18 protein-coding genes and 1 pseudogene are annotated in these 18,281 nt (G+C 57.7%); 5 read left to right on the top strand and 14 right to left on the bottom strand.

Going from position 1 to position 18,281, the window contains the following annotated elements:
* Window positions 1–268: 268 nt before the first annotated feature.
* From PHA8399_RS22545 to PHA8399_RS06365, 4 genes and pseudogenes are all read right to left on the bottom strand, one after another.
* Window positions 269–415, bottom strand: coding sequence for a hypothetical protein (locus tag PHA8399_RS22545; protein WP_158509252.1), 147 nt, complete (start codon window positions 413–415; stop codon window positions 269–271).
* Between the two features lie 233 nt (window positions 416–648).
* Window positions 649–1,035 carry a hypothetical protein gene (locus tag PHA8399_RS06375; protein ID WP_158509251.1) on the bottom strand — a complete coding sequence of 129 codons (387 nt, stop codon included), beginning with the start codon at window positions 1,033–1,035 and terminating at the stop codon, window positions 649–651.
* 509 nt (window positions 1,036–1,544) lie between these two features.
* A complete protein-coding gene (locus PHA8399_RS06370; protein ID WP_058285339.1) occupies window positions 1,545–2,810 on the bottom strand; it encodes an IS256 family transposase in 1,266 nt (421 codons plus the stop codon).
* Window positions 2,811–2,914: 104 nt separating this feature from the next.
* Window positions 2,915–3,244: pseudogene (locus PHA8399_RS06365) on the bottom strand (IS6 family transposase); the annotation flags it as partial.
* 562 nt (window positions 3,245–3,806) lie between these two features.
* On the opposite strand from PHA8399_RS06365, the gene PHA8399_RS21855 reads away from it, so the two are divergent.
* Window positions 3,807–4,403, top strand: a complete 597-nt coding sequence (locus PHA8399_RS21855) for an N-acetylmuramoyl-L-alanine amidase (RefSeq protein WP_082649473.1) — start codon at window positions 3,807–3,809, stop codon at window positions 4,401–4,403.
* Window position 4,404: 1 nt separating this feature from the next.
* Entirely contained in the window at window positions 4,405–5,457 is a 1,053-nt protein-coding gene (locus PHA8399_RS06360) for a hypothetical protein (RefSeq protein ID WP_058285338.1), read from the top strand.
* 414 nt (window positions 5,458–5,871) lie between these two features.
* Here PHA8399_RS06360 and PHA8399_RS21850 read toward each other — a convergent pair whose 3' ends face one another.
* The 5 genes from PHA8399_RS21850 to PHA8399_RS22230 are packed head-to-tail and all read right to left on the bottom strand — an operon-like array spanning window position 5,872 to window position 8,778.
* Window positions 5,872–6,996 carry an N-acetylmuramoyl-L-alanine amidase gene (locus PHA8399_RS21850; RefSeq protein ID WP_082649472.1) on the bottom strand — a complete coding sequence of 375 codons (1,125 nt, stop codon included), beginning with the start codon at window positions 6,994–6,996 and terminating at the stop codon, window positions 5,872–5,874.
* Window positions 6,997–6,999: 3 nt separating this feature from the next.
* Window positions 7,000–7,620, bottom strand: a complete 621-nt coding sequence (locus tag PHA8399_RS22245; protein WP_145976988.1) for a hypothetical protein — start codon at window positions 7,618–7,620, stop codon at window positions 7,000–7,002.
* On the bottom strand, window positions 7,620–7,964 hold the full coding sequence (locus tag PHA8399_RS22240; RefSeq protein ID WP_145976987.1) for a hypothetical protein: 345 nt from the start codon (window positions 7,962–7,964) through the stop codon (window positions 7,620–7,622). The genes PHA8399_RS22245 and PHA8399_RS22240 overlap by 1 nt, the downstream gene beginning before the upstream one ends.
* A gap of 17 nt (window positions 7,965–7,981) precedes the next feature.
* A complete protein-coding gene (locus PHA8399_RS22235) occupies window positions 7,982–8,467 on the bottom strand; it encodes a hypothetical protein (protein ID WP_145976986.1) in 486 nt (161 codons plus the stop codon).
* Entirely contained in the window at window positions 8,464–8,778 is a 315-nt protein-coding gene (locus PHA8399_RS22230) for a hypothetical protein (RefSeq protein ID WP_145976985.1), read from the bottom strand. The genes PHA8399_RS22235 and PHA8399_RS22230 overlap by 4 nt, the downstream gene beginning before the upstream one ends.
* Window positions 8,779–8,891: 113 nt before the next feature.
* Between PHA8399_RS22230 and PHA8399_RS06355 the strand changes: the two genes are divergently transcribed.
* Complete coding sequence (locus PHA8399_RS06355; protein WP_058285337.1) at window positions 8,892–9,686, top strand: WD40/YVTN/BNR-like repeat-containing protein; 795 nt, start codon at window positions 8,892–8,894, stop codon at window positions 9,684–9,686.
* 88 nt (window positions 9,687–9,774) lie between these two features.
* Here PHA8399_RS06355 and PHA8399_RS06350 read toward each other — a convergent pair whose 3' ends face one another.
* Window positions 9,775–10,842 (bottom strand): IS110 family RNA-guided transposase, encoded by a 1,068-nt coding sequence (locus PHA8399_RS06350; protein ID WP_058285336.1) that lies wholly within the window; start codon window positions 10,840–10,842, stop codon window positions 9,775–9,777.
* A 107-nt stretch (window positions 10,843–10,949) separates the two neighbouring features.
* On the opposite strand from PHA8399_RS06350, the gene PHA8399_RS06345 reads away from it, so the two are divergent.
* Window positions 10,950–12,017 carry a WD40/YVTN/BNR-like repeat-containing protein gene (locus PHA8399_RS06345; protein WP_058285335.1) on the top strand — a complete coding sequence of 356 codons (1,068 nt, stop codon included), beginning with the start codon at window positions 10,950–10,952 and terminating at the stop codon, window positions 12,015–12,017.
* Window positions 12,018–12,721: 704 nt separating this feature from the next.
* On the opposite strand, the gene gyrB is transcribed toward PHA8399_RS06345, so the two are convergent.
* Window positions 12,722–15,139: a DNA topoisomerase (ATP-hydrolyzing) subunit B gene (gene gyrB / locus PHA8399_RS06340; protein ID WP_058285334.1), complete on the bottom strand. Its 2,418-nt coding sequence runs from the start codon at window positions 15,137–15,139 to the stop codon at window positions 12,722–12,724.
* 85 nt (window positions 15,140–15,224) lie between these two features.
* Window positions 15,225–15,818 carry an NAD(P)H-dependent oxidoreductase gene (locus PHA8399_RS06335; protein ID WP_058285333.1) on the bottom strand — a complete coding sequence of 198 codons (594 nt, stop codon included), beginning with the start codon at window positions 15,816–15,818 and terminating at the stop codon, window positions 15,225–15,227.
* Window positions 15,819–15,926: 108 nt separating this feature from the next.
* On the opposite strand from PHA8399_RS06335, the gene PHA8399_RS06330 reads away from it, so the two are divergent.
* Window positions 15,927–16,520 (top strand): TetR/AcrR family transcriptional regulator, encoded by a 594-nt coding sequence (locus PHA8399_RS06330; RefSeq protein ID WP_058285332.1) that lies wholly within the window; start codon window positions 15,927–15,929, stop codon window positions 16,518–16,520.
* Window positions 16,521–16,529: 9 nt separating this feature from the next.
* Here PHA8399_RS06330 and PHA8399_RS06325 read toward each other — a convergent pair whose 3' ends face one another.
* Together PHA8399_RS06325 and recF are read right to left on the bottom strand one after the other, a co-directional pair.
* Window positions 16,530–17,150 carry a LysE family translocator gene (locus tag PHA8399_RS06325; protein WP_058285331.1) on the bottom strand — a complete coding sequence of 207 codons (621 nt, stop codon included), beginning with the start codon at window positions 17,148–17,150 and terminating at the stop codon, window positions 16,530–16,532.
* The gene (recF, locus tag PHA8399_RS06320; protein ID WP_058285330.1) at window positions 17,147–18,244 is read right to left on the bottom strand and encodes a DNA replication/repair protein RecF; all 1,098 of its coding nucleotides are present in this window, start codon (window positions 18,242–18,244) and stop codon (window positions 17,147–17,149) included. The genes PHA8399_RS06325 and recF overlap by 4 nt, the downstream gene beginning before the upstream one ends.
* Window positions 18,245–18,281: the final 37 nt, after the last annotated feature.

Here is an 18,281-nt window from a genome sequence, read left to right as displayed (position 1 = left end):
AGCCGCACGTACGCTTAAAGCGAATTCACACTTTCTCCCGCTCCTCGTTGGTCGATCCACGTTGCGGCGAAAGGGTGGATTGAATTTGGCCCATCGGGCTGACTTTCAACGGCCAGTTTGGCGACACATGCTGCTTCACAGCGAAAATTACGCCACACCCGCGAGCTGATGCTGCGTCAGCAAACACCAGGAAGGGCAACGGCAGCAAAGTCCGGCTCACTGCCAGTTCAAGCCCGACCAGGCGAACGGCCTCTGTATCGGAGATCAGCTATTCACGCCCGGCGCGGCGAACATGCGGCATGAGCCCAACTTGAACCTTGGATTTTTTCGCTGCGCGCGCTCGCAGCAGCAAAATCGCCGCGACTGCATCATTTTGGGCGCCGCTGAGCGGCGTGAAAACCAGCCGTTCAAGCATGCTGCAGCGAGATCTGTCACTCAAATTCACAGGTCGCGGACAATCTAGCCATTCGCTGCAAGTGCAAACTGGTGTTCTCTGGCGACGACAACCCACCCCGGTCAAAGTCCGCTTTCCGGCGATGCCTGAACAGCGACTTGCCGCCTTGACGCCGAAGGAGTTTGTTTAGTGAATTTTGGGAGTGGAACGTGAAAATACGCACCTTACGCTTGCTGATCTAGCTGAGATTAGCTTCATAGGCCAACTTTCCAAAATAGTAATGCAAGTATTACAATCACGAAAATCGCAATGATTGCCAAAATTCCGAAGCCGATCAGTACCCAAACCTCACTAGGAACTGAAGCTACCCAAATGCCAATCACGAGAGTCGCGCCTATCAAAATGGGTATCACCACCAGCGGCACCAAAAAAAAACCAAGAATTGAGCCGCCGATACCCCCCAGAGGAAACAGTGCCACCGCTCCTAGGATTGCGCTTGCGCCGAGCATGAAGATTTTTCGGCGTAACGATACGTCATCGAAGAAGAATTCGTCCCAGATCAGAAAATGCCCAACGATAAGAAACATTAGAAGGAGAAAGCCAACACCATAGAGGGGTCCTTCCTCGATTAGTTTATTCAAGATCGTATCGATAATACCACGCCCACGTGTTTGTATCGAAGTTACTGCATGAAAATCTTAGCATAAACAGGGGCAAAGTAAAGAAACCTGGCGTACGAGGCATCACGCACAATTCCGATTATTGCCGCGCCTCGGGAGCCTGGATGCTTTGCAAGTATAGGAAATTCAGGCACGCGTTTTGGCTGCGCAAACACTAACGTTGGGCTCGACGCGCCCGTTGCGGTAACGTGCCAGGTTGGTAAGCTGTATCTAACAACGGAGGCAGGAATGGCTCAGTGGGTAATTCTGCAGCATGAAGGCTTGTCTGATGAAGTCATCGGACACCTTCCGGGCAACTATTCAGAGAAAGAAGTGAGTGTGGTCTTGCAACGGCTGGTTTGCACGACGCTGTCAGCTCAAGAGGTACTAGTGTCCTCGGAGGGTGCCAAGAGAGGCGAGAAGGAAAGTAATCTCTTGGAACTTGTCGGTGGTGTCAAGAGCTATGCTGGAACTTGGGTGACGCAGCCTGATCAAGCGGCGCGGTTTTCGGCGCCGCTGGCGGCGACACCGTCGGTGAATTTGACGCCTTCGATGACCATTGGCAACCGGTTCGCGCCCTTCAGGCGGCGCCATGTTTTGGCGGCGGTCTGAACGAGCTTGAACACCATCAGCTTCACTGTCGTTTGCGACAGCGACCCCTTGGTGCGGACGGTCCTGTGCCGGACGGTGGCGAAGACGCTTTCGATTGGGTTGCCCGTGCGCAGGTGATCCCAATGGTCGGCCGGGAAGTCGTAGAACGCCAGCAGTGCGTCGCGGTCTTTTGTCAGGCAGGTTACCGCCTTCTCGTATTTAATCCCATATTTCTCGGCGAAGATGTCCATGGCGGCCTTGGCCTTAGCGCGGGTCTCGGCCTGCCATATCTCGCGCAGGTCGGCCTTCACCGTCGGCTGCATCGATTTCGGGAACTTGTTCAGCACGTTGGCGATCTTGTGGACCCAACAGCGCTGATGACGCGTGCCGGGGAAGACCTCGTCGAGCGCCTTCCAGAACCCCATGGCCCCGTCTCCCACGGCGACCTCCGGCGGGACGGCAAGCCCGCGGGCTTTGATGTCGACCAGCAACTCGCGCCAACTCTGCGCGCTTTCCCGAACGCCGACCTGGAAGCCGACCAGTTCCTTCTTCCCTTCGGGCGTGGCGCCCAGAATGACCAGCATGCACTCGGCCTGCGGCTCCATCCGGGCCTGGAGGTAGACGCCGTCCGCCCAGATGTAGACATACCGCCGCGCCGAAAGATCACGGCGCTGCCAGCGGTCATGTTCCTGCTGCCATTCCCCGGTCAGGCGCGAAATCACGCCCGGCGACAGGTTTGGCGCCTCCGCCCCCAAGATCGCAGAGAGCGCCTCCCGGAAGTCGCCGGTGGAAATGCCGCGCAGGTAGAGGACTGGCAGCAGGGCATCGAGGCTGCGCGACCGCCGCGCCCATTTCGGCAGAATGGCGGAGCTGAACCGCACCTTCTCGTCAGCAGGTCCGGCCGCGCGGTCTCGCACCTTCGGGCGGCGCACATCAAGCGCGCCGATCCCGGTCTGGATGCTTCGCTCCGGCCCATACCCATGCCGGACGACACGCTGCCGGCCATCCGGTAGGACCTCTTCGGCATGCTGAGCGACGAAGGCGTCAGCCTCTGCCCGAAGTGCAGCGGCCAGCATCCGGCGCGCCCCATCCCGGGCAATCTCAGTCAGCGGATCGTCAACAGATTCCGGCTGACGCAGGGCGATGATGTCGGTATTGTTCGTCATAGGCGTATCGTTCCTTCTGGAAGTTCTGGCAGGCTTTGACACCCGCCACGATACGCCGCCTTCTCAAACCCCGTCACCCATTTCCCGGCATAGCTCGGTGTCAACGCCGTCAGGCGGAAATCGATCAGCTGGCCGAACTGATCCACGGCCCTCCAAAGGTAACGCCAGCCCCCGCCCACACGAAGGTAGGTCTCATCGACATGCCATTGCAGTCCGCGCCAGGAGCGGTGCCGGGCTTGGGCCCGCTTCCGGATTTCGGGACCAAACTTTCGCACCCATCGGTGAACCGTCGAGGCATCAACAGCAACACCCCGCTCGGCAAGCATATCCCGTACGTCCCGGTGCGAAAGCGGGTAGCGGCAGTACCAGCGCACCGCCAGCAGGATGACCTCGCGCGGAAACCGGTGCCGCTTGAACGGATTGCGCCGGGACATCGCTCACTCCTCAGCTTGGGGCAACGATGTCTCTGACATCTCGATGGTTAATGCAACGGACCCGTATGGCGCATTGCGACGCCGGTGGAGCAGGAGCCATCCACGTCATCCGCTATGGGCTCTCTGGCCTTTGCTGCCACCCGCCTCCAGAACGACAAAAGCCCCGGCTCTCACCGGGGCTTTCTGTTTGCGCGATAGGTACGGCTCAGCGAATGCGAGCCAACAGGCCACGTGGCCGACCCGGAGCCATGCGATACACGCGCAATTCGGTACTGGGTAAACTATACCATATGTTGCGCAGACATCAAGATATTGCGGAGAACAATTCCAAAGAGAAATTACTATTTCGGTACCCAACCGTTGAGATGGGGCTCAATCGAAATGCTTGAAATTCGCGACTTTGAAGCTGATTGGAAATTAGATGCTAGTAACAAGTTATAGGCGCATAGTACTAGCAGCTCCCCCCCGAAGGACGAAGACCCAGAACATTTTCATATGAAAGTTGCGAAATTCATGTTACAATTGAAAGCCTCAAGAAAAATCAATTTCCAAGGGTTTCGCCATGACTTTCAAGCTGGGAATTGTCGTCGGACACACCGATGCTGCGGGTGGCGCTGTAGGTCTCAATCTTCCAAGGGAATACGACTATCACAAGTCAGTTGCTTCAGACATGCTGGCGTTCGCGCAGTCTGAATTCAGCCACGGTGGACAAATCGCGCTTGAAGTTCGTGTTTTCTTTCGCGACGGGATTGGTGTTTCCGGCGCTTACAAGCAGGTAAACAACTGGGTTGGTACCGATGCTTCCCGTGCAGCGACAATTGAGTTGCACTACAACGCAGCAACACCTGCAGCATCTGGTACAGAAACGCTCAGTTCGGGTTCCGCTCGCAGCCTCGAGTTATCGAAGAGAGTACACTCTGGTCTTTGCAGCCTTCTCGGTCGTTCGGGGCAATCGAGAGGAATAAAGGTCCGTAACCGAACGCACAAAGAACGAGGCTGGTTAAGCCTAGTTTCCGGCAGGCCGCCGGCGATAATTACCGAACCAGCGTTCGGAAGCAACCCAAGCGACGCCGCACTTCTCAAGGAAAAGAAATTCCTGATCGGTCGTGAGATCATTCGCCGCTCAAAATTGTATTTTGACGAAATTGTAGGGGGATAGCATGGCAGAACAGGAAAACAGTGCTGGCGCCGAACTACTCCCTCCGAATAAGCTGGTAGTACTCCGTAATCTTTCATGGCTCAGCTTGATCGCTCTAGCGGTACCATTTGTCGCGATTCTGATGCCAGGTATCGCAACACTTTTGAACAAGGACCCTAGCGTACTAACAGCATTGATCAATTTGAGCTGGGTGTTGGTAGTCTTCGGCGGTTTCGCCTTTCTCGTGGTCTCGCTGTTCTCCGCCGCAGTTCTGTTTCGAGTCTTCAACATGCATGACAAGGCACATTCTCTCGGCTTGCCGCGCAATTCAATCCGCAGCCTTTTGACCTTCCTAGTTTTCCTAATCCTCATGGCCTTCATCTTCTATTCGACGCAGGTAGCATCAACACAAAGCTCAACCGGCAATGCGACAGTTCCAATCGAGGAACTTAAAGAGACAATCGCGCTTCTAGAACTGTCTGGTGCCGTCACTGGTTACGAAATCGAAGTTAAAGAGGATGGAACCAGGCATGCGAAAGTTACCTTCCTTGTTCAGGAAGAGAGCGCTGCGATGGAGTATTTTGATCGCATTCTCGTAGCACTGCTCGGGATCTCCAGCACGATCATCGGTTTCTACTTTGGATCCCGGTCGAACGAAGGTCCGCTTGGATCTGAAGAAAGAGATCAAAATGATAAGGATGCGACCACAACTGAAACCTCGGCTGAAGAACCCGAAACAGCCGATGAAGCCGACAGCCTGGACTGGTCCATTACTTCTCAAATGCTGACCCTGAAGCCTGCTCAGGACGGCACCCTAGCAGGAGTGGTCATGATCAACCCTTCCGACCCAGAAGGTGACCGTGAGTTTGGTGCTCAGCTGGTTCCAACCAAAGACCACGACCCAGACGTCGACGCAGCAAGTGTCGAGGTTACTCGCGTCGCCAACCGATTGGAACTGCGTGTCTCAGGCATTGAAGCCGCAAGGCTTACCGACCTTGAAATGTCTATTTTTTACCGCGACGAAGAAGAGCAGGCTAATTCCCTGCCAATAGAACTTGAAGTCGATACACAATAAAGCGTTTCAATCTACTCGACTTTTGGTTTGCCTGCTTATGAACCTCTCATAAGATGCGCCACGTGGCCGGCCCGGAGCCATGCGATACACGCGCAATTCGGTTATGGAGATAAACTACCACATATTGCAGCTGCATCAAGTTGCTGGGTGAAAATCGCAATGGATTTCAATAGTTCACTGAATCCTAGACGGACCCTGATCGCCTGCTATGCCTTCGCCCTCGCAGCATGTAGCGAACCGGCGCTGAGCAGCCACAAACCTTAGACAAACCTGCCGCATGAGATTTGAGCACCGAGGTCCGCTTTTGAACGGACCGTCCTGCACACTAGTCCGCCAGTCAGAATTCCGCCGTAGCACGATGCACGAATTAAAAAAATGCCGCGATGATGACTGAAAGTGAAACCCAACCATTACTCAATTTGAGAGATTGCTAAGGCTCAGGCCTTTCACTTCGAAAGCATCATAGACAGCCCAATTTGTAAAAGTTGTCCAATACCCAATCACAGTGGAGTTTGAATCTCTTTGAAAATCCTCGAGTGCCTTTGCCGAATAGTCACCCCAATGTCCATCGTCGGCCCACTTTCCTAAGTCGTAACCGAGTTCAATCAACGCACGTTGTCTGCTCTCTACGCTTTGGAGAGGTGTCCAAACATCGAAAATGCTGTCGTCATCGTAAATTCCGCGCAAAAGTCTCGCGAAATCGAAGCCGCCAACATCGGATTTATATCCAGGGCAGATGTCATGATGTCCGTGATGGTCTCGGACTCTTATTTGTGGCCATCGCGCGATAATTCTCTTTCCTACGTCGATCATCATGTTCATCTGCTCATCGGTCCAAGGTTGGACTTTCATGACCCATTTGCAATTAGTATCGGCCACTTCGATCCAGTCCGACTTTGCGGGGAAACCGCTGCGCGCATAGCCAACATTGACCGTTTCCACCCCAATTGTACTGCGTGATCCTTTAGTATGGCTATTCGAACCTTTGCCATCCCACCGAAGCTTTTGCTCAACACCTGCATGCCAGGACCGGTTCTCTAACCCGACGTAGATATCAACGCCTTCGTCATACGACCTACCGACGCAATAGTGCGCAGAGGCTTCGCCTTTCCGCTTGGCGTCCGGCCCACCAAGAAGTTCTCGACAACTCTCGATGGTTTTTCCAGCTGTCCAGTGCCATGTAACCCCTTTGGGCTCATGGCCCGTCCAACTGGTCCAACCTTTTGAAATAGAGTGCCCTGATTTCAGAGGGATTAGATGCTCATTGTAGTCAAAATTTGTTGGTGTGGCTGTTGCGGCAATCATGGAGGAAACAATTGCGCTGCTAGATGTTGGAGCAGAATCCGCTCCTGAAGCGGCTGTCGTGGATGAACTTCCTGCCGGAGCGTTTGTCGCCGGTACTAGGCAAACGCAGTCAAATGACCCATTCCCGTTGTCAGTGGTTTTGAGCTTTCCTTCGTCGTTGCCGCAAAGAGTCCTTAGGGAAGGCAGAATTGCAGCGGTCGCACCTGGAAATGTCCACTTCACTTCGTCTGGCATAATTCAACCTCCTAATCCCAAATCTACTGCTATCTGTCGATTGGCGGCCGCATTCGCAGGTTCTGTAATTGCCCCTAATGCACGCATGCTGGGAGACGGGAGTGCGGGAACTGCCAATCCACGTTGTTCGGCCAAATTCAAATAGGTTTGTATACTCGGTGAGCTCGGGCTGGACCCAACATACTGTATAAGAAGCTGTTGTGCCGAACTGGTAGCGGCGTCAGATGACAGCGCAAAACTGGGTGGTTTCACAACCTCAGCCACGACATCAGGAGTAGCAACATCTTCACGCGTTGCAGCTCGGCCTGATAGGAACGATGTTCGAATGCGAACTGTATCGCTAAACGGTCCGGATTGGCCTGGACTGCGACGCAGATCGAAGCGCGAAATCATTGTCACACCTTCGCCTTTAGCGTTGCCTTCGCTATCCCTTTTGGTTGGTGGAACAAAACTCACAACACGGCGTTGGATACCCGCATTGACCTCAACCGGGGCTGATTCAGCGGTGTCTGAACGAATGGCTAAGTTAAACCCAGTGCGCTCTCCATAGACCAAGGCGTCGTTGGAACACGCCATCAAACAAAGGCCCACAAAGAAAACGCAAAACTTTGAATTTACTGTCATCAGCTATCCCCGTCACAATCGAAAGCAGCTGATCCTTTCTCGTCGATAGCCTTGCCCAGTCGCGCTGCTGCCGCCCCAGTTGCTGTAATATCTGTGTACTGGGCCAGATAGATGCCCTGGACTGCAAGCTCAGTACAGCTTAGAAGAGCCATGGCTTCCCGACCTCCGTTGTCTCCTTCAACCGTTGTCGGCACAATGGTAACGAAATCGCGGTCATAGCCAACGACAAGCTGTCCTTGTTGTCGATCCGCGCTGACTTTGGCGTTCACCCCCACTACAGTTTCGTGCGCGACGAACAAATTATCGGGAGAACAACCCGTCAAGCCGATAGCGGCGCAAAGCACGCCAATGCATCTAATTGTCAAGTCTGCCCCCCAAAGCAATCTGACCTTTCTAACTCGACAACCGTAGCATGCAAATTTTGCGGTTCAAAGTGAATTCTTCTCAAAATATCCTCGCCAGCTGCAACTCTTCTCGGCCTAAGACTCTCACGAATTCCAATGGTTCCAGAAATTTCGTTGCCTAGGGATATAATGCTGAAGCCCAAAAATCTTCGAAAAGTAAGTTCGGGCACCTCTTGCTTGGTTTGGCATATCGTAGAGTGGACGTTTATGATTCGTGTGTACCCGATAGATATGCCCATTCCCTCGGGTTTCTTAGATATGTGCAAACCGGGAGCTGCCAAATTTGTGACAGTCGCGCCGTTTGCTTGAAACACTTCGTTTTTAACAAATCCGATCTCGTTGTATGAGCAGCCGACAGCTGCGAAACACAAAGTAAGCGTTAAAAAAACTAGCGACATATTCTTGAGCATCGGTGTCAGTTCCGTCAGACGTGCATCGTTCATTGCAGGACAAACTTTGAAATACTCATCTGTTTGCCGAGCGAAAACCGTTCGGGCGAATATTTTTCAGAATAGCTTACCGGTACATTTTTGGCAAAGCGAACGCTCGTGCTGTGTGCAGCATTGGTCGAAGTGGGCTCGTAGCACCCGTCTGTGCTCACTGTAGCGGATGGCGGGATCGAGCCAATTTTCCGGATGCTGCGCACTGCTCGAAGGTCAGCTTCCTTATGATGACGCAATAAAGCAAACAATAAGGCTTTTTCCCCTTCTTCCGCCACCAACCGGCCAGAGCCAAACGGGATAAACGTTTCCATCGCCTTGTTGCCTCCGAACATCTTCTTAGAAGGCCACCTGAAATTGACAGTTATGTTAGCTACAATTCCCAGTTGATTGAGCAGCCAAGCCACCCCATAGTGGAGCCAAGAGCATGGGTGGGCTGGTTCTTTTGAGCGACTCGTATGAACATGGGCTTCAAGCGGGAATAGATCGTCGATCGGACCTCGAACGGGCGGCGCTGAATGCAGAATGGGACGGCGCGGTTGGAGACTATGCTGGTGTCATCCGCCAGCTCCGGCACCGTGGGACCGCGGCGACGATCCGGGCAAAATGGATCTATCGCGGTCTGCTATTCGTTATCCTACTTGGCCTCGCGTTTTACCTCGGTTTGCCCTACTGGGAACGCTACGTTGACGGTACACGCGAGACACTGGAGAGCCAGCAAGCGGCTCATCTGTCAGAACATGCAATATTGGACCAGCAACGTTTCGCATTGATTGAAGGAACCGAGGAGAGACCGGGCCTGTTGAAACTGTTGGAATTGGCAGGGACGCCCCTTCAATCCGGCGTGAATGAAGACCTTCGGGGTGTCGTTGTGGATGGGCAGAACATCCTGCTTTTCGGAGCGGGTGGAGTCATCACGCGTTCCACCGATAGCGGTGCGAACTTTGTGCCCGTTCCGTCCGGTGTGAATGATAACCTCTGGGATGCCGTCGTGGATGGAAAGAACATCCTGCTCTTCGGAGCGGGTGGTGTCATCACACGTTCCACCAATGGCGGTGCGGGCTTTGAGCCCATTTGTATGTACCGGCTGCTGTTCGCAACTGAGATTTTGGCGTGGCTTGCGGAAGTCGCTCATATGTATCCGGCCTTTTTGTCGGCTCGCGGGCCGTGGCCATTGTGGGTTACGCACGCGCCTTGGTCTCATTACTGTCCAGATCTATGACGACCCAATGGGCTCTCAGACTCTGGGGGCGTAGTTTCTCCGTTCCAAGCTATTCTCCTTCGCGAACTTCGGTGGGCCTTTAGGCGCTTCAAATTGCGCCCAGAGGCTTATTCCTGTTTGGCTCATAGGTTGAGCCATAGTGCAAAACACTCCATGCGGTGCGGGCCAGTTTGTTAGCCAAGGCAACAGCGGCCTTGTTATGCGGCATGCGGTCGACAGCGCCTCTTAACCAAGGTTCAAAGCCCAAAGCATCCCAGCGATGAGGGCGCATCAGGATGACATTGGCGGCCTGAACGAGCAGCATTCGCAAATAGCCATTGCCGCGCTTGCTGATCCGACCAAGGATTGTTCTCCCACCAGTACTGAATTGGCGCGGGACCAGACCGACCCAAGCTGCAAAATCCCGGCCTCTGTCAAACACGTCGCCCTGGCCAATTGCCGCGACTATGGCAGTCGAGATCAGGGGACCGATCCCGGGGATGGTCATGATGTTGGCGCTGTTCTCCTCCGACCGACCGATCTCTTCAATTTCCGATGAGATCGCTTTGATCCTTTCGTCGACCCAGAGCCAGTCGCCATAGAGCCCAAGGAGGGTGGTACGCATCCGCGGTGAGATTTCTGCCCGCCGATTTTCAAGGATCGCCTCAAACGAACTCTGCAGTGCATGTCGTCCAGCGCGCACGGTGATGCCTTGCTCAATCAAGAACGCCCGGATCTGATTGATTGTCGCGGTGCGGCGCGCCACAAGCCTGGAGCGCACGCGGTGCAGCGCTTGCAGGTCCAACTGATCTTGGCTCTTTTCGGCAACTGTGCGCAAGTTCGGCCTCATCGCCGCCTCTGCAATTGCTTCCGCGTCGTTGTAGTCGTTCTTCTGGCCCTTGTTGAAGGGCTTGACGTAAATCGCCGGGATGATCCGAGGCTCGAAACCAAGCTCTCGCAACATACGACTGACAAAATGAGCGCTCATACAAGCCTCCATGCCAACGACGCATCGCGGAAGCTTTTCAAAGGTCGCCTTCAGCGCTAACCGTTTAATCTTCTTGCGCAAAACACGCTCGCCAGCATGATCAAAACCAACGAGATGGAAGGTTTCCTTCCCGATATCGACGCCGATGACCGTAATCTCGTCAGTGTCTCCTAGGGTCTTAGATTTCATGACTACTTCTCCTGTTTGCAGAAATAGGCAAAGCCTAACCTGACGGGTGAAGCAGCCGGTACATCCCATTACCGTCCGGCGTGAATGAAGACCTCCGGGGTACCGTTGTGGATGGACAGAACATCCTGCTCTTCGGATTGGGTGGGGGCATCACGCGCTCCACCGATGGTGGCGCAAGCTTTGAGCCCGTTCTATCCGGCGTGAGTGAACGCCTCTTTGGTGTCGTTGTGGATGGGCAAAACATCCTGCTTTTCGGAGCAGGTGGAGTCATCACGCGTTCCACCGATAGCGGCGCGAGCTTTGAGCCTGTTCCGTCCGGCGTGAATGATAACCTCTGGGAAGCCATTGTGGATGGGCAGAACATCCTGCTCGCAGGAAGCCGCGGCACCATCACGCGCTCCACCGACGGAGGTGCAAGCTTTGAGCCCATTCTATCCGGCGTGAATGCAAGCCTCTTTGGTGCCGTTGTTGATGGACAGAACATCCTGCTCTTTGGGAGCGGCGGTGCGATTGTCGCAGTTGATGATAGATGGGCAGATGCGCTGCGGGCGAGAACCATCTCTAACGGATCTGAAGGGGATACTATTTTGGGGGCCTTTTTGGATGATGAACTGCCTACCAGTATTCAAGCCGAGTTGCCAGTCGCCGACAGTCGACGCGCTCTGTCTATCATAGAAGCGCGACGGGATGTCTTGGAAGCCTTGGGGGCAGATACTCAGGACAAGTTGAACACTTTGCGGGACGCGCCGGCACTCTTGAAACGCGACGAGGTGCGCCAGACCTTTGTGGATTTCCTCGCAGTGTGCCGCGGTGAGGATGAGGAGCGCTCACAGGAATTGACCAAGGCGTGTTTGGATAGCTGGCAAGCACAGCAGACAGCAGAGAGGCAAAATTGGTGGCAGACGCTGGCGGTGCAGGTGCCGCCGGGTGTGCTTTTGTTATTCCTGTTGGCGACGCTCGGGGCGCTTTATCGCTATTCATTGCGAATGGCAGGGTTTTACCACTCTCGCGCTGATGCGTTGGAGCTTTTGCATGCCGGGATTGTTAAGAACCAGCAAATAGTACTCTCAGCTCTGGCCTTGGATTTAGCGGCAGACAAGGTGGAATTTGGGCGAGCTAACACTCCCGCGGACCAAGCGGTGGAACTGGCAAAGGTGATTGCAGGTCGCAGATAAAACGCTGAACCTGTGGGGGCTCTCCCAGGAATATTGATTGATTTTCGGACATTGTTGATCATGGTCTGAAAGGCAGGTTTGTCCCGCACTGTGTAAGTTCACCGGTTCCAGAACCTCGCGGCCGCAGCGAACGGCAGAAACGGCGGGCTGCACCGCAGCACAAAACCTCGGACGGCTACGTCAGACGGCCGAGTTTGCAGCGGCAGCTTCCTGCGCAGTGCGACCGCCCCAGGTCGGTCTTGCTGCGACTGCAGCGAACGGCAGCAAGGTCCCGTCAGCAACCGTTAGGTAGACGAGCCCCGAACGCTCGTGCGTTAATCTGATCCCCTGGTGGGCTTGCTAAGTTTTGCTTGGCAATCAACCACCGTCAGGCGCTCTGAGAAGACGCCAAACAGTCGTGGAGGGGAGGGAAACTCCATCTGAGCCGCATAGGGCGTCCTGAGCGCGCTATAGGGCCTGCATTGCGCCTGAAACCTTTAACCCACCGACAATCCACAGTTTGCCCCGCTCATGGCGAGTACAGCGGCCGGAACAGAAATTACGAAAAGCCAGTAGAGCAAGAAACCAGACTATCAACTCAAGCGGGAGATTTTCGCAGCCTTCAGCTTCCACTTCCCCCTTAGCGTGTGCGAGAACCAAAACTATGGGCAACTTGCGCAAAAGTATGGGTCTAAACCACGCTTTTGGGCGATCCTACAGAGGTTTTAGAAGTCCAGGTTTTCGACGCTGAGGGCGTTTTTCTGGATGAATTCCCGGCGGGGTTCCACCACATCTCCCATTAGCTTGGTGAACAGGTCATCCGCTTCGACCATATCGTCGACGCGCACCTGCAGCAGCGTGCGGGCGTCCGGGTCCAGGGTGGTTTCCCACAGCTGGTCCGGGTTCATTTCCCCCAGGCCCTTGTAGCGCTGCAGGGTCAGGCCCTTCTCGCCCTCCTCCAGAATCGCCTGCAACAGGCCCAGCGGCCCGTGGATGAGCTGGCTGCGGTCGCGGCGCACCAGTTGGGCGGTGGCGCCATAGATTTCCTGCAGGCTCTTGGTGAAGCTGCCGGTCTTGCGCGCCTCGCCGGAGCGCAGCATCGGGCCGTCCAGGGTGCGCACTTCCTCCACCCCGCGCAGGATGCGGGCCAGGCGGATGCCGTGGTCCTGGGTGATCCGGCCCTGCCAGCCGCGCTCGTATTCCAGCGCGATGGCGTCGAGGCGGGTCGCCACTTTGTCAGCAACCCCCTGCAGGTCGGAGTCCACAGCCCCGGGCACAAAGGCACCGGCCACCGCGGCCTGCTCCAGAATGTGGCGCGGGTAATGGGTCGGGAAGGCATCCAGCACGCGCTTGAGCTGGCGCGCCTCATCCACCACACGGGTCAGGTCGGCCCCGGCAATCTCGGAGCCGTCGCCCAGTTTCAGCAGCGCGCCATCGACGCCCTGGTTGATCAGATAATCATCCAGCGCCGCCTGATCCTTGAGGTAGACCTCCGACTTGCCGCGCGCGACCTTATAAAGCGGCGGTTGCGCAATGTAGAGGTAGCCGCCCTCGATCAGCTCCGGCATCTGGCGGTAGAAGAAGGTCAGCAGCAGCGTGCGGATGTGGGCGCCGTCGACGTCGGCGTCGGTCATGATGACGATCTTGTGGTAGCGCAGCTTGGAGATGTCGAACTCATCCCGGCCGATGCCGGTGCCCAGCGCCATCACCAGGTTGCCGATCTCCTGGCTCGACAGCATCCGGTCGAAGCGCGCCCGTTCCACGTTCAGGATCTTGCCGCGCAGGGGCAGAATCGCCTGGGTCATCCGGTCCCGGCCCGTCTGGGCGGAGCCGCCGGCCGAGTCACCCTCGACCAGGAAGACTTCGGTCTTGGAGGGGTCTTTCTCGGAACAGTCCTTCAGCTTGCCCGCCAGATAGTTCACGTCCATCGCGGTCTTGCGGCGGGTCAGCTCGCGCGCCTTGCGGGCGGCCTCGCGCGCCAGCGCGGCTTCGACGATCTTGCCGACGATCTGCTTGGCCTCGTTAGGGTTCTCCTCGAACCATTCGGCCAGCTTTTCGCCCATCAGGCTCTCCACCACCGGGCGCACCTCGGAGGAGACCAGCTTGTCCTTGGTCTGGCTGGAGAATTTCGGGTCCGGCACCTTGACCGACAGAACACAGGTCAGCCCTTCGCGGGCGTCATCGCCGGTGAAGGAGACCTTCTCCTTCTTGGCGATGCCCGAACTCTGCGCGTAGTTGTTGATGGTCCGGGTCAGCGCACCGCGGAAGCCCGCCACATGGGTACCGCCATCGCGCTGCGGAATGTTGTTGGTGAAGGGCAGCACCGTCTCATGGTAGCTGTCGTTCCACCACATGGCGATCTCGACGCCGATGTCGTCCTTTTCCCCCACGATGTAGACCGGAGTGTCCATCACCGGGGTCTTGTGCCGGTCAAGGTATTTGACGAACTCCCTGACGCCGCCTTCGTAGTAGAGTTCGGCCATGAGCTTCTCTGCCGGGCGTTCATCCTCCAGAATGATCCGCACACCGGAATTCAGGAAGGCCAGCTCACGCAGGCGTTTTTCCAGCGTCTCGAACGAATACTCCAGATTCGAAAACGTATCGGTCGACGCCATGAACCTGACCTCGGTGCCGGTCCGGTCGCCGCAATCGCCGACCACTTCCAGATGCTTGACGGTATCGCCGCGCTCGAACCGGGCGATGTGTTCCTTGCCATCGCGCCAGATGCGCAGTTCCAGCCAGTCGGACAGCGCGTTCACCACGGAGACACCCACCCCGTGCAGACCGCCGGACACCTTGTAGGAATTGCTGTCGAACTTACCGCCGGCGTGCAGCTGGGTCATGATGACTTCGGCCGCCGAAACGCCTTCTTCCTCGTGGATGCCCACCGGAATCCCGCGACCGTTGTCGCTGACGGAGACGCTGGAATCGGCGTGGATCTTGACGGTCACATGGTCGGCGTGGCCTGCCAGCGCTTCGTCGATGCCGTTGTCCACGACCTCATACACCATGTGATGCAGGCCCGAGCCGTCATCCGTGTCCCCGATGTACATGCCGGGGCGCTTGCGAACTGCCTCCAACCCTTTGAGAACCTTGATGGAATCCGCGCCATATTCTGCGGGGGCCTGCTCGTTTCCGGACATTCACATCTTCCTGTCTTAGCTTCGGGATTTTATACGAAGTCTGACCGGGAATGTCACGCGCAAGCCCCCTTTTTTCTTGGCAGAATCAAGCCGCTTTGGCCCCCAGCCCGCTTGCCGTTCTAAGCCAGGTTCCGACCTTGGCCTCCGGCGCGTCCGTGGCCGGCGCAAACGTGGTGAACCGCGTCGGTTTGATGCCGACAAAGCCAAGGATCTGGCGGCTGATGAATTTCTTCACCGCGTTGCCGTAGAACAGCCGCAGCCACAGGGAAGGCGTGTCAGAGGTCAGCAGCACCCGGGCGGTCTTGCCGGTCAGCATCGGTGCCGGCAGGCCCATGAAATTGACGTTGCGGGTGTCAAAGGCGCGGCCTGGCAGCAAGGCCCGGTCAAACACCGCCTTCAGCTTGGCCGGCACCGCCCCCCACCACAGCGGCGCGGCCATCACCACGTGCTCCGCCCACTCCAGATCCTCCAGAAAGGCGGCCAGATCCGGCTCCAGGGGTTTGGGGTTTTTGTACCCGCTCTGCCCGTAATCCATATCGAACTGCATCTGCGAGATGTCATGGCAGCGCACGTGGTGGCCGTTTGCCTCAGCCGCGGCCTGATAGGCGGCGCAGAGGGACTTCGACAACGAGGTTTGGCCGGGGTGGCCGTTCAGAATCAGGATTTTCCGGGAAGACATATCGGGCTCCGCAAGTTAAGTTGACCATGGTCACTTTATTGAACAAAAAATGACCGCGGTCAATTATAAAAATGACCGCGGTCAATAATGAACTCGTGAGGCTGAGACATGACACGCGCACCGCAGAAACGGCGGCTGGAAACCCGGGCGAAACTGCTGCACGTGGCGGCCGCCATCGTGCAGGAGCAGGGCTACAGCGGATTGCGGGTGGAGGATGTGGTCGCTCGGGCCGGCGTGGCCAAGGGCACCCTGTTTTCCCACTTCAAGGACAAGGACGGGCTTCTGGCAGTCCTGATCGGGGAAGAGGTGACGCGCCTGCTGGACCGGATGGAAGATGAAGGCACCCCCGCAGACGTTGCCGCCCTGACCGCCCGGCTGGCGCCGCATCTGGACTATGTGGCGCAGGACCGGGTGATCTTTGACCTGCTCCTGCGCTATTCAGGCACCACCGCCGCGGAACCGGACGAAGTGGTGGCGGCCAGCTTCATCCGCCAGGTCACCATGCTGACAGGCTGGCTGCAAACCCTTCAGGCAGCGGGCAAGGCCCGCCAGGACCAGCCGCCGGAACTGCTGGCGGAAGGCATCCAGGGTTTTCTCAACCATGTGCTGGGGGTGTGGTTCTGCGCCGGGCACGCAAACGACGCATCGCCCGCCCAGGCGCTCGACCCTTATCTGCAGGCCTGGCTGCAGCCGCCCGGCTAGAGGCGGCGCTCAGGTGAACGGAATCACCAGCCCCACCGCGATCAGCAGCCCGCCCGACACCAGGTTGATCCGCCGCCGGATCCGCGGGGAGGTCACCGCGCGCCGCACCCGGTGCACCATGCCCGCCAGCGCCAGGTTGCCGACCAGCGGGATCACGAAGGACAAGGTCACAATCGCAGCCACATCCGGCCAGGAGGTGCCCGACAGGTCAAAGAACCCCGGCAGAACCCCCATGTAGAACAGGATCGCCTTGGGATTGCCCAGGATCGCGGCAATCCCCGCCATGAACCCGGCCCAGACACCGGGCCGGGTGAGCGCCCGGTTTTCCTCCACCGCGTCGCCGGCATGGCGGATCAGCAGATACCCCATGCCAAGGAACATCAGGCAGGCCACCCAGCGCAGCGCGGTCATGATGCCAGTGAATTCCGACACCACCCAGGACATGCCCGCCACCGCAATCAGCGGCCACAGGATATCGCCGCAGGCCACCCCCAGCGCCAGCGGCCAGGCCGCCTGGAACCCGCCCGAGACCGAGCGCGCCACCAGCGCCAGCCAGACCGGACCCGGGGTCAGAAACAGGATCAGCAGCGCGCCGGCATAAAGCGTCAGATCCCAAGGCGTGACGGTCATTTCTGCAAAACCTCCGACGTGCCGCCGCGGTCTGAGACTTCCAGCATCTGCGCGCGGCCGTCCAGTTCGGCGAACAGCTCCGGCCCGGTGCCGGTCATCCAGGCCTGGGTGCCAAGCGCGCAGATCTCGTCATAAAGCGCGGCCCGGCGGCCCGCGTCCAGATGCGCCGCCACCTCGTCCAGCAGCAGGATCGGCGGCGCCCCCTCGCGCTGCGCCAGCGCCCGGGCGTTGGCCAGGATCAAGGACACCAGCAGCGCCTTCTGCTCTCCGGTGGAGCAATCCTTAGCCGGGATGCCCTTGGCCCGGTAGGTGCCGATCAGGTCGGTCCGGTGCGGCCCCACCAGGGTGCGGCCCGCCGCCAGATCGCGGAACCGGCTTTCCTGCAGCGCCTCTTTGAAATCGGTCTCGGAGGACGGCATGCTGCCCTCCGACTGCAGCAGTTCCAGCTCCGCGGCGGGGAAGGCGGTTTCCGCCTCCGCCTGCGCCTGCTGCAGCAGCTCCACCGCCTGCACCCGCGCCGCATGAATCCGGTGCCCGGCGGCGGCCATGCGGTCCTCCAGAACCCGGTACCAGGCGGCATCGCGCACCTGCTCCTTCAGCAGCCGGTTGCGCTCGCGCATCGCTTTCTCATAGGCCAGCGAGGCCTCGGCATGGCCGGGCTCGAAACTCAGCGCGATCCGGTCCAGAAACCGCCGCCGCCCCTCTGCCGCCTCGATCCACAGCCGGTCCATTGCCGGGATCAGCCAGACCACCCGCGCCACCTGCCCCAGCGCCAGCTGGCTGGCGGACTTGTTGTCGATCTTCACCTGCCGGGCAGCGCCGCCCTCGGACCAGGTTTCCACTTCATAGGCCTGCGTGGGCGCCCGCAGTTCGCCCCTCAGCTTCCAGCCCAGCGCTTCCGGCTGGCGCGCCATCTCCGCCGCGCTGGCCCGGCGCAACCCGCGGCCCGGCGAAAACAGCGACACCGCTTCCAGGATGTTGGTCTTGCCCGCGCCGTTGTCGCCGCAGATCGCCACCGGCCGCCCGTCCAAACGCAATTCCGCCCGCAAATGCGAGCGGAAATGGGACAGGGTCAAGGCAGTCAGGGCCAGCACGAGGCGCGCTCCCTTTTCATCTTTCTAAAAATACTCG

The sequence above is a fragment of the Leisingera aquaemixtae genome, assembly GCF_001458395.1.
Classification (GTDB): Bacteria; Pseudomonadota; Alphaproteobacteria; order Rhodobacterales; family Rhodobacteraceae; genus Leisingera; species Leisingera aquaemixtae.
The sequence above is the reverse complement of the archived record's forward strand: the minus strand, read 5'-3'. Positions and strand labels throughout refer to the sequence as shown.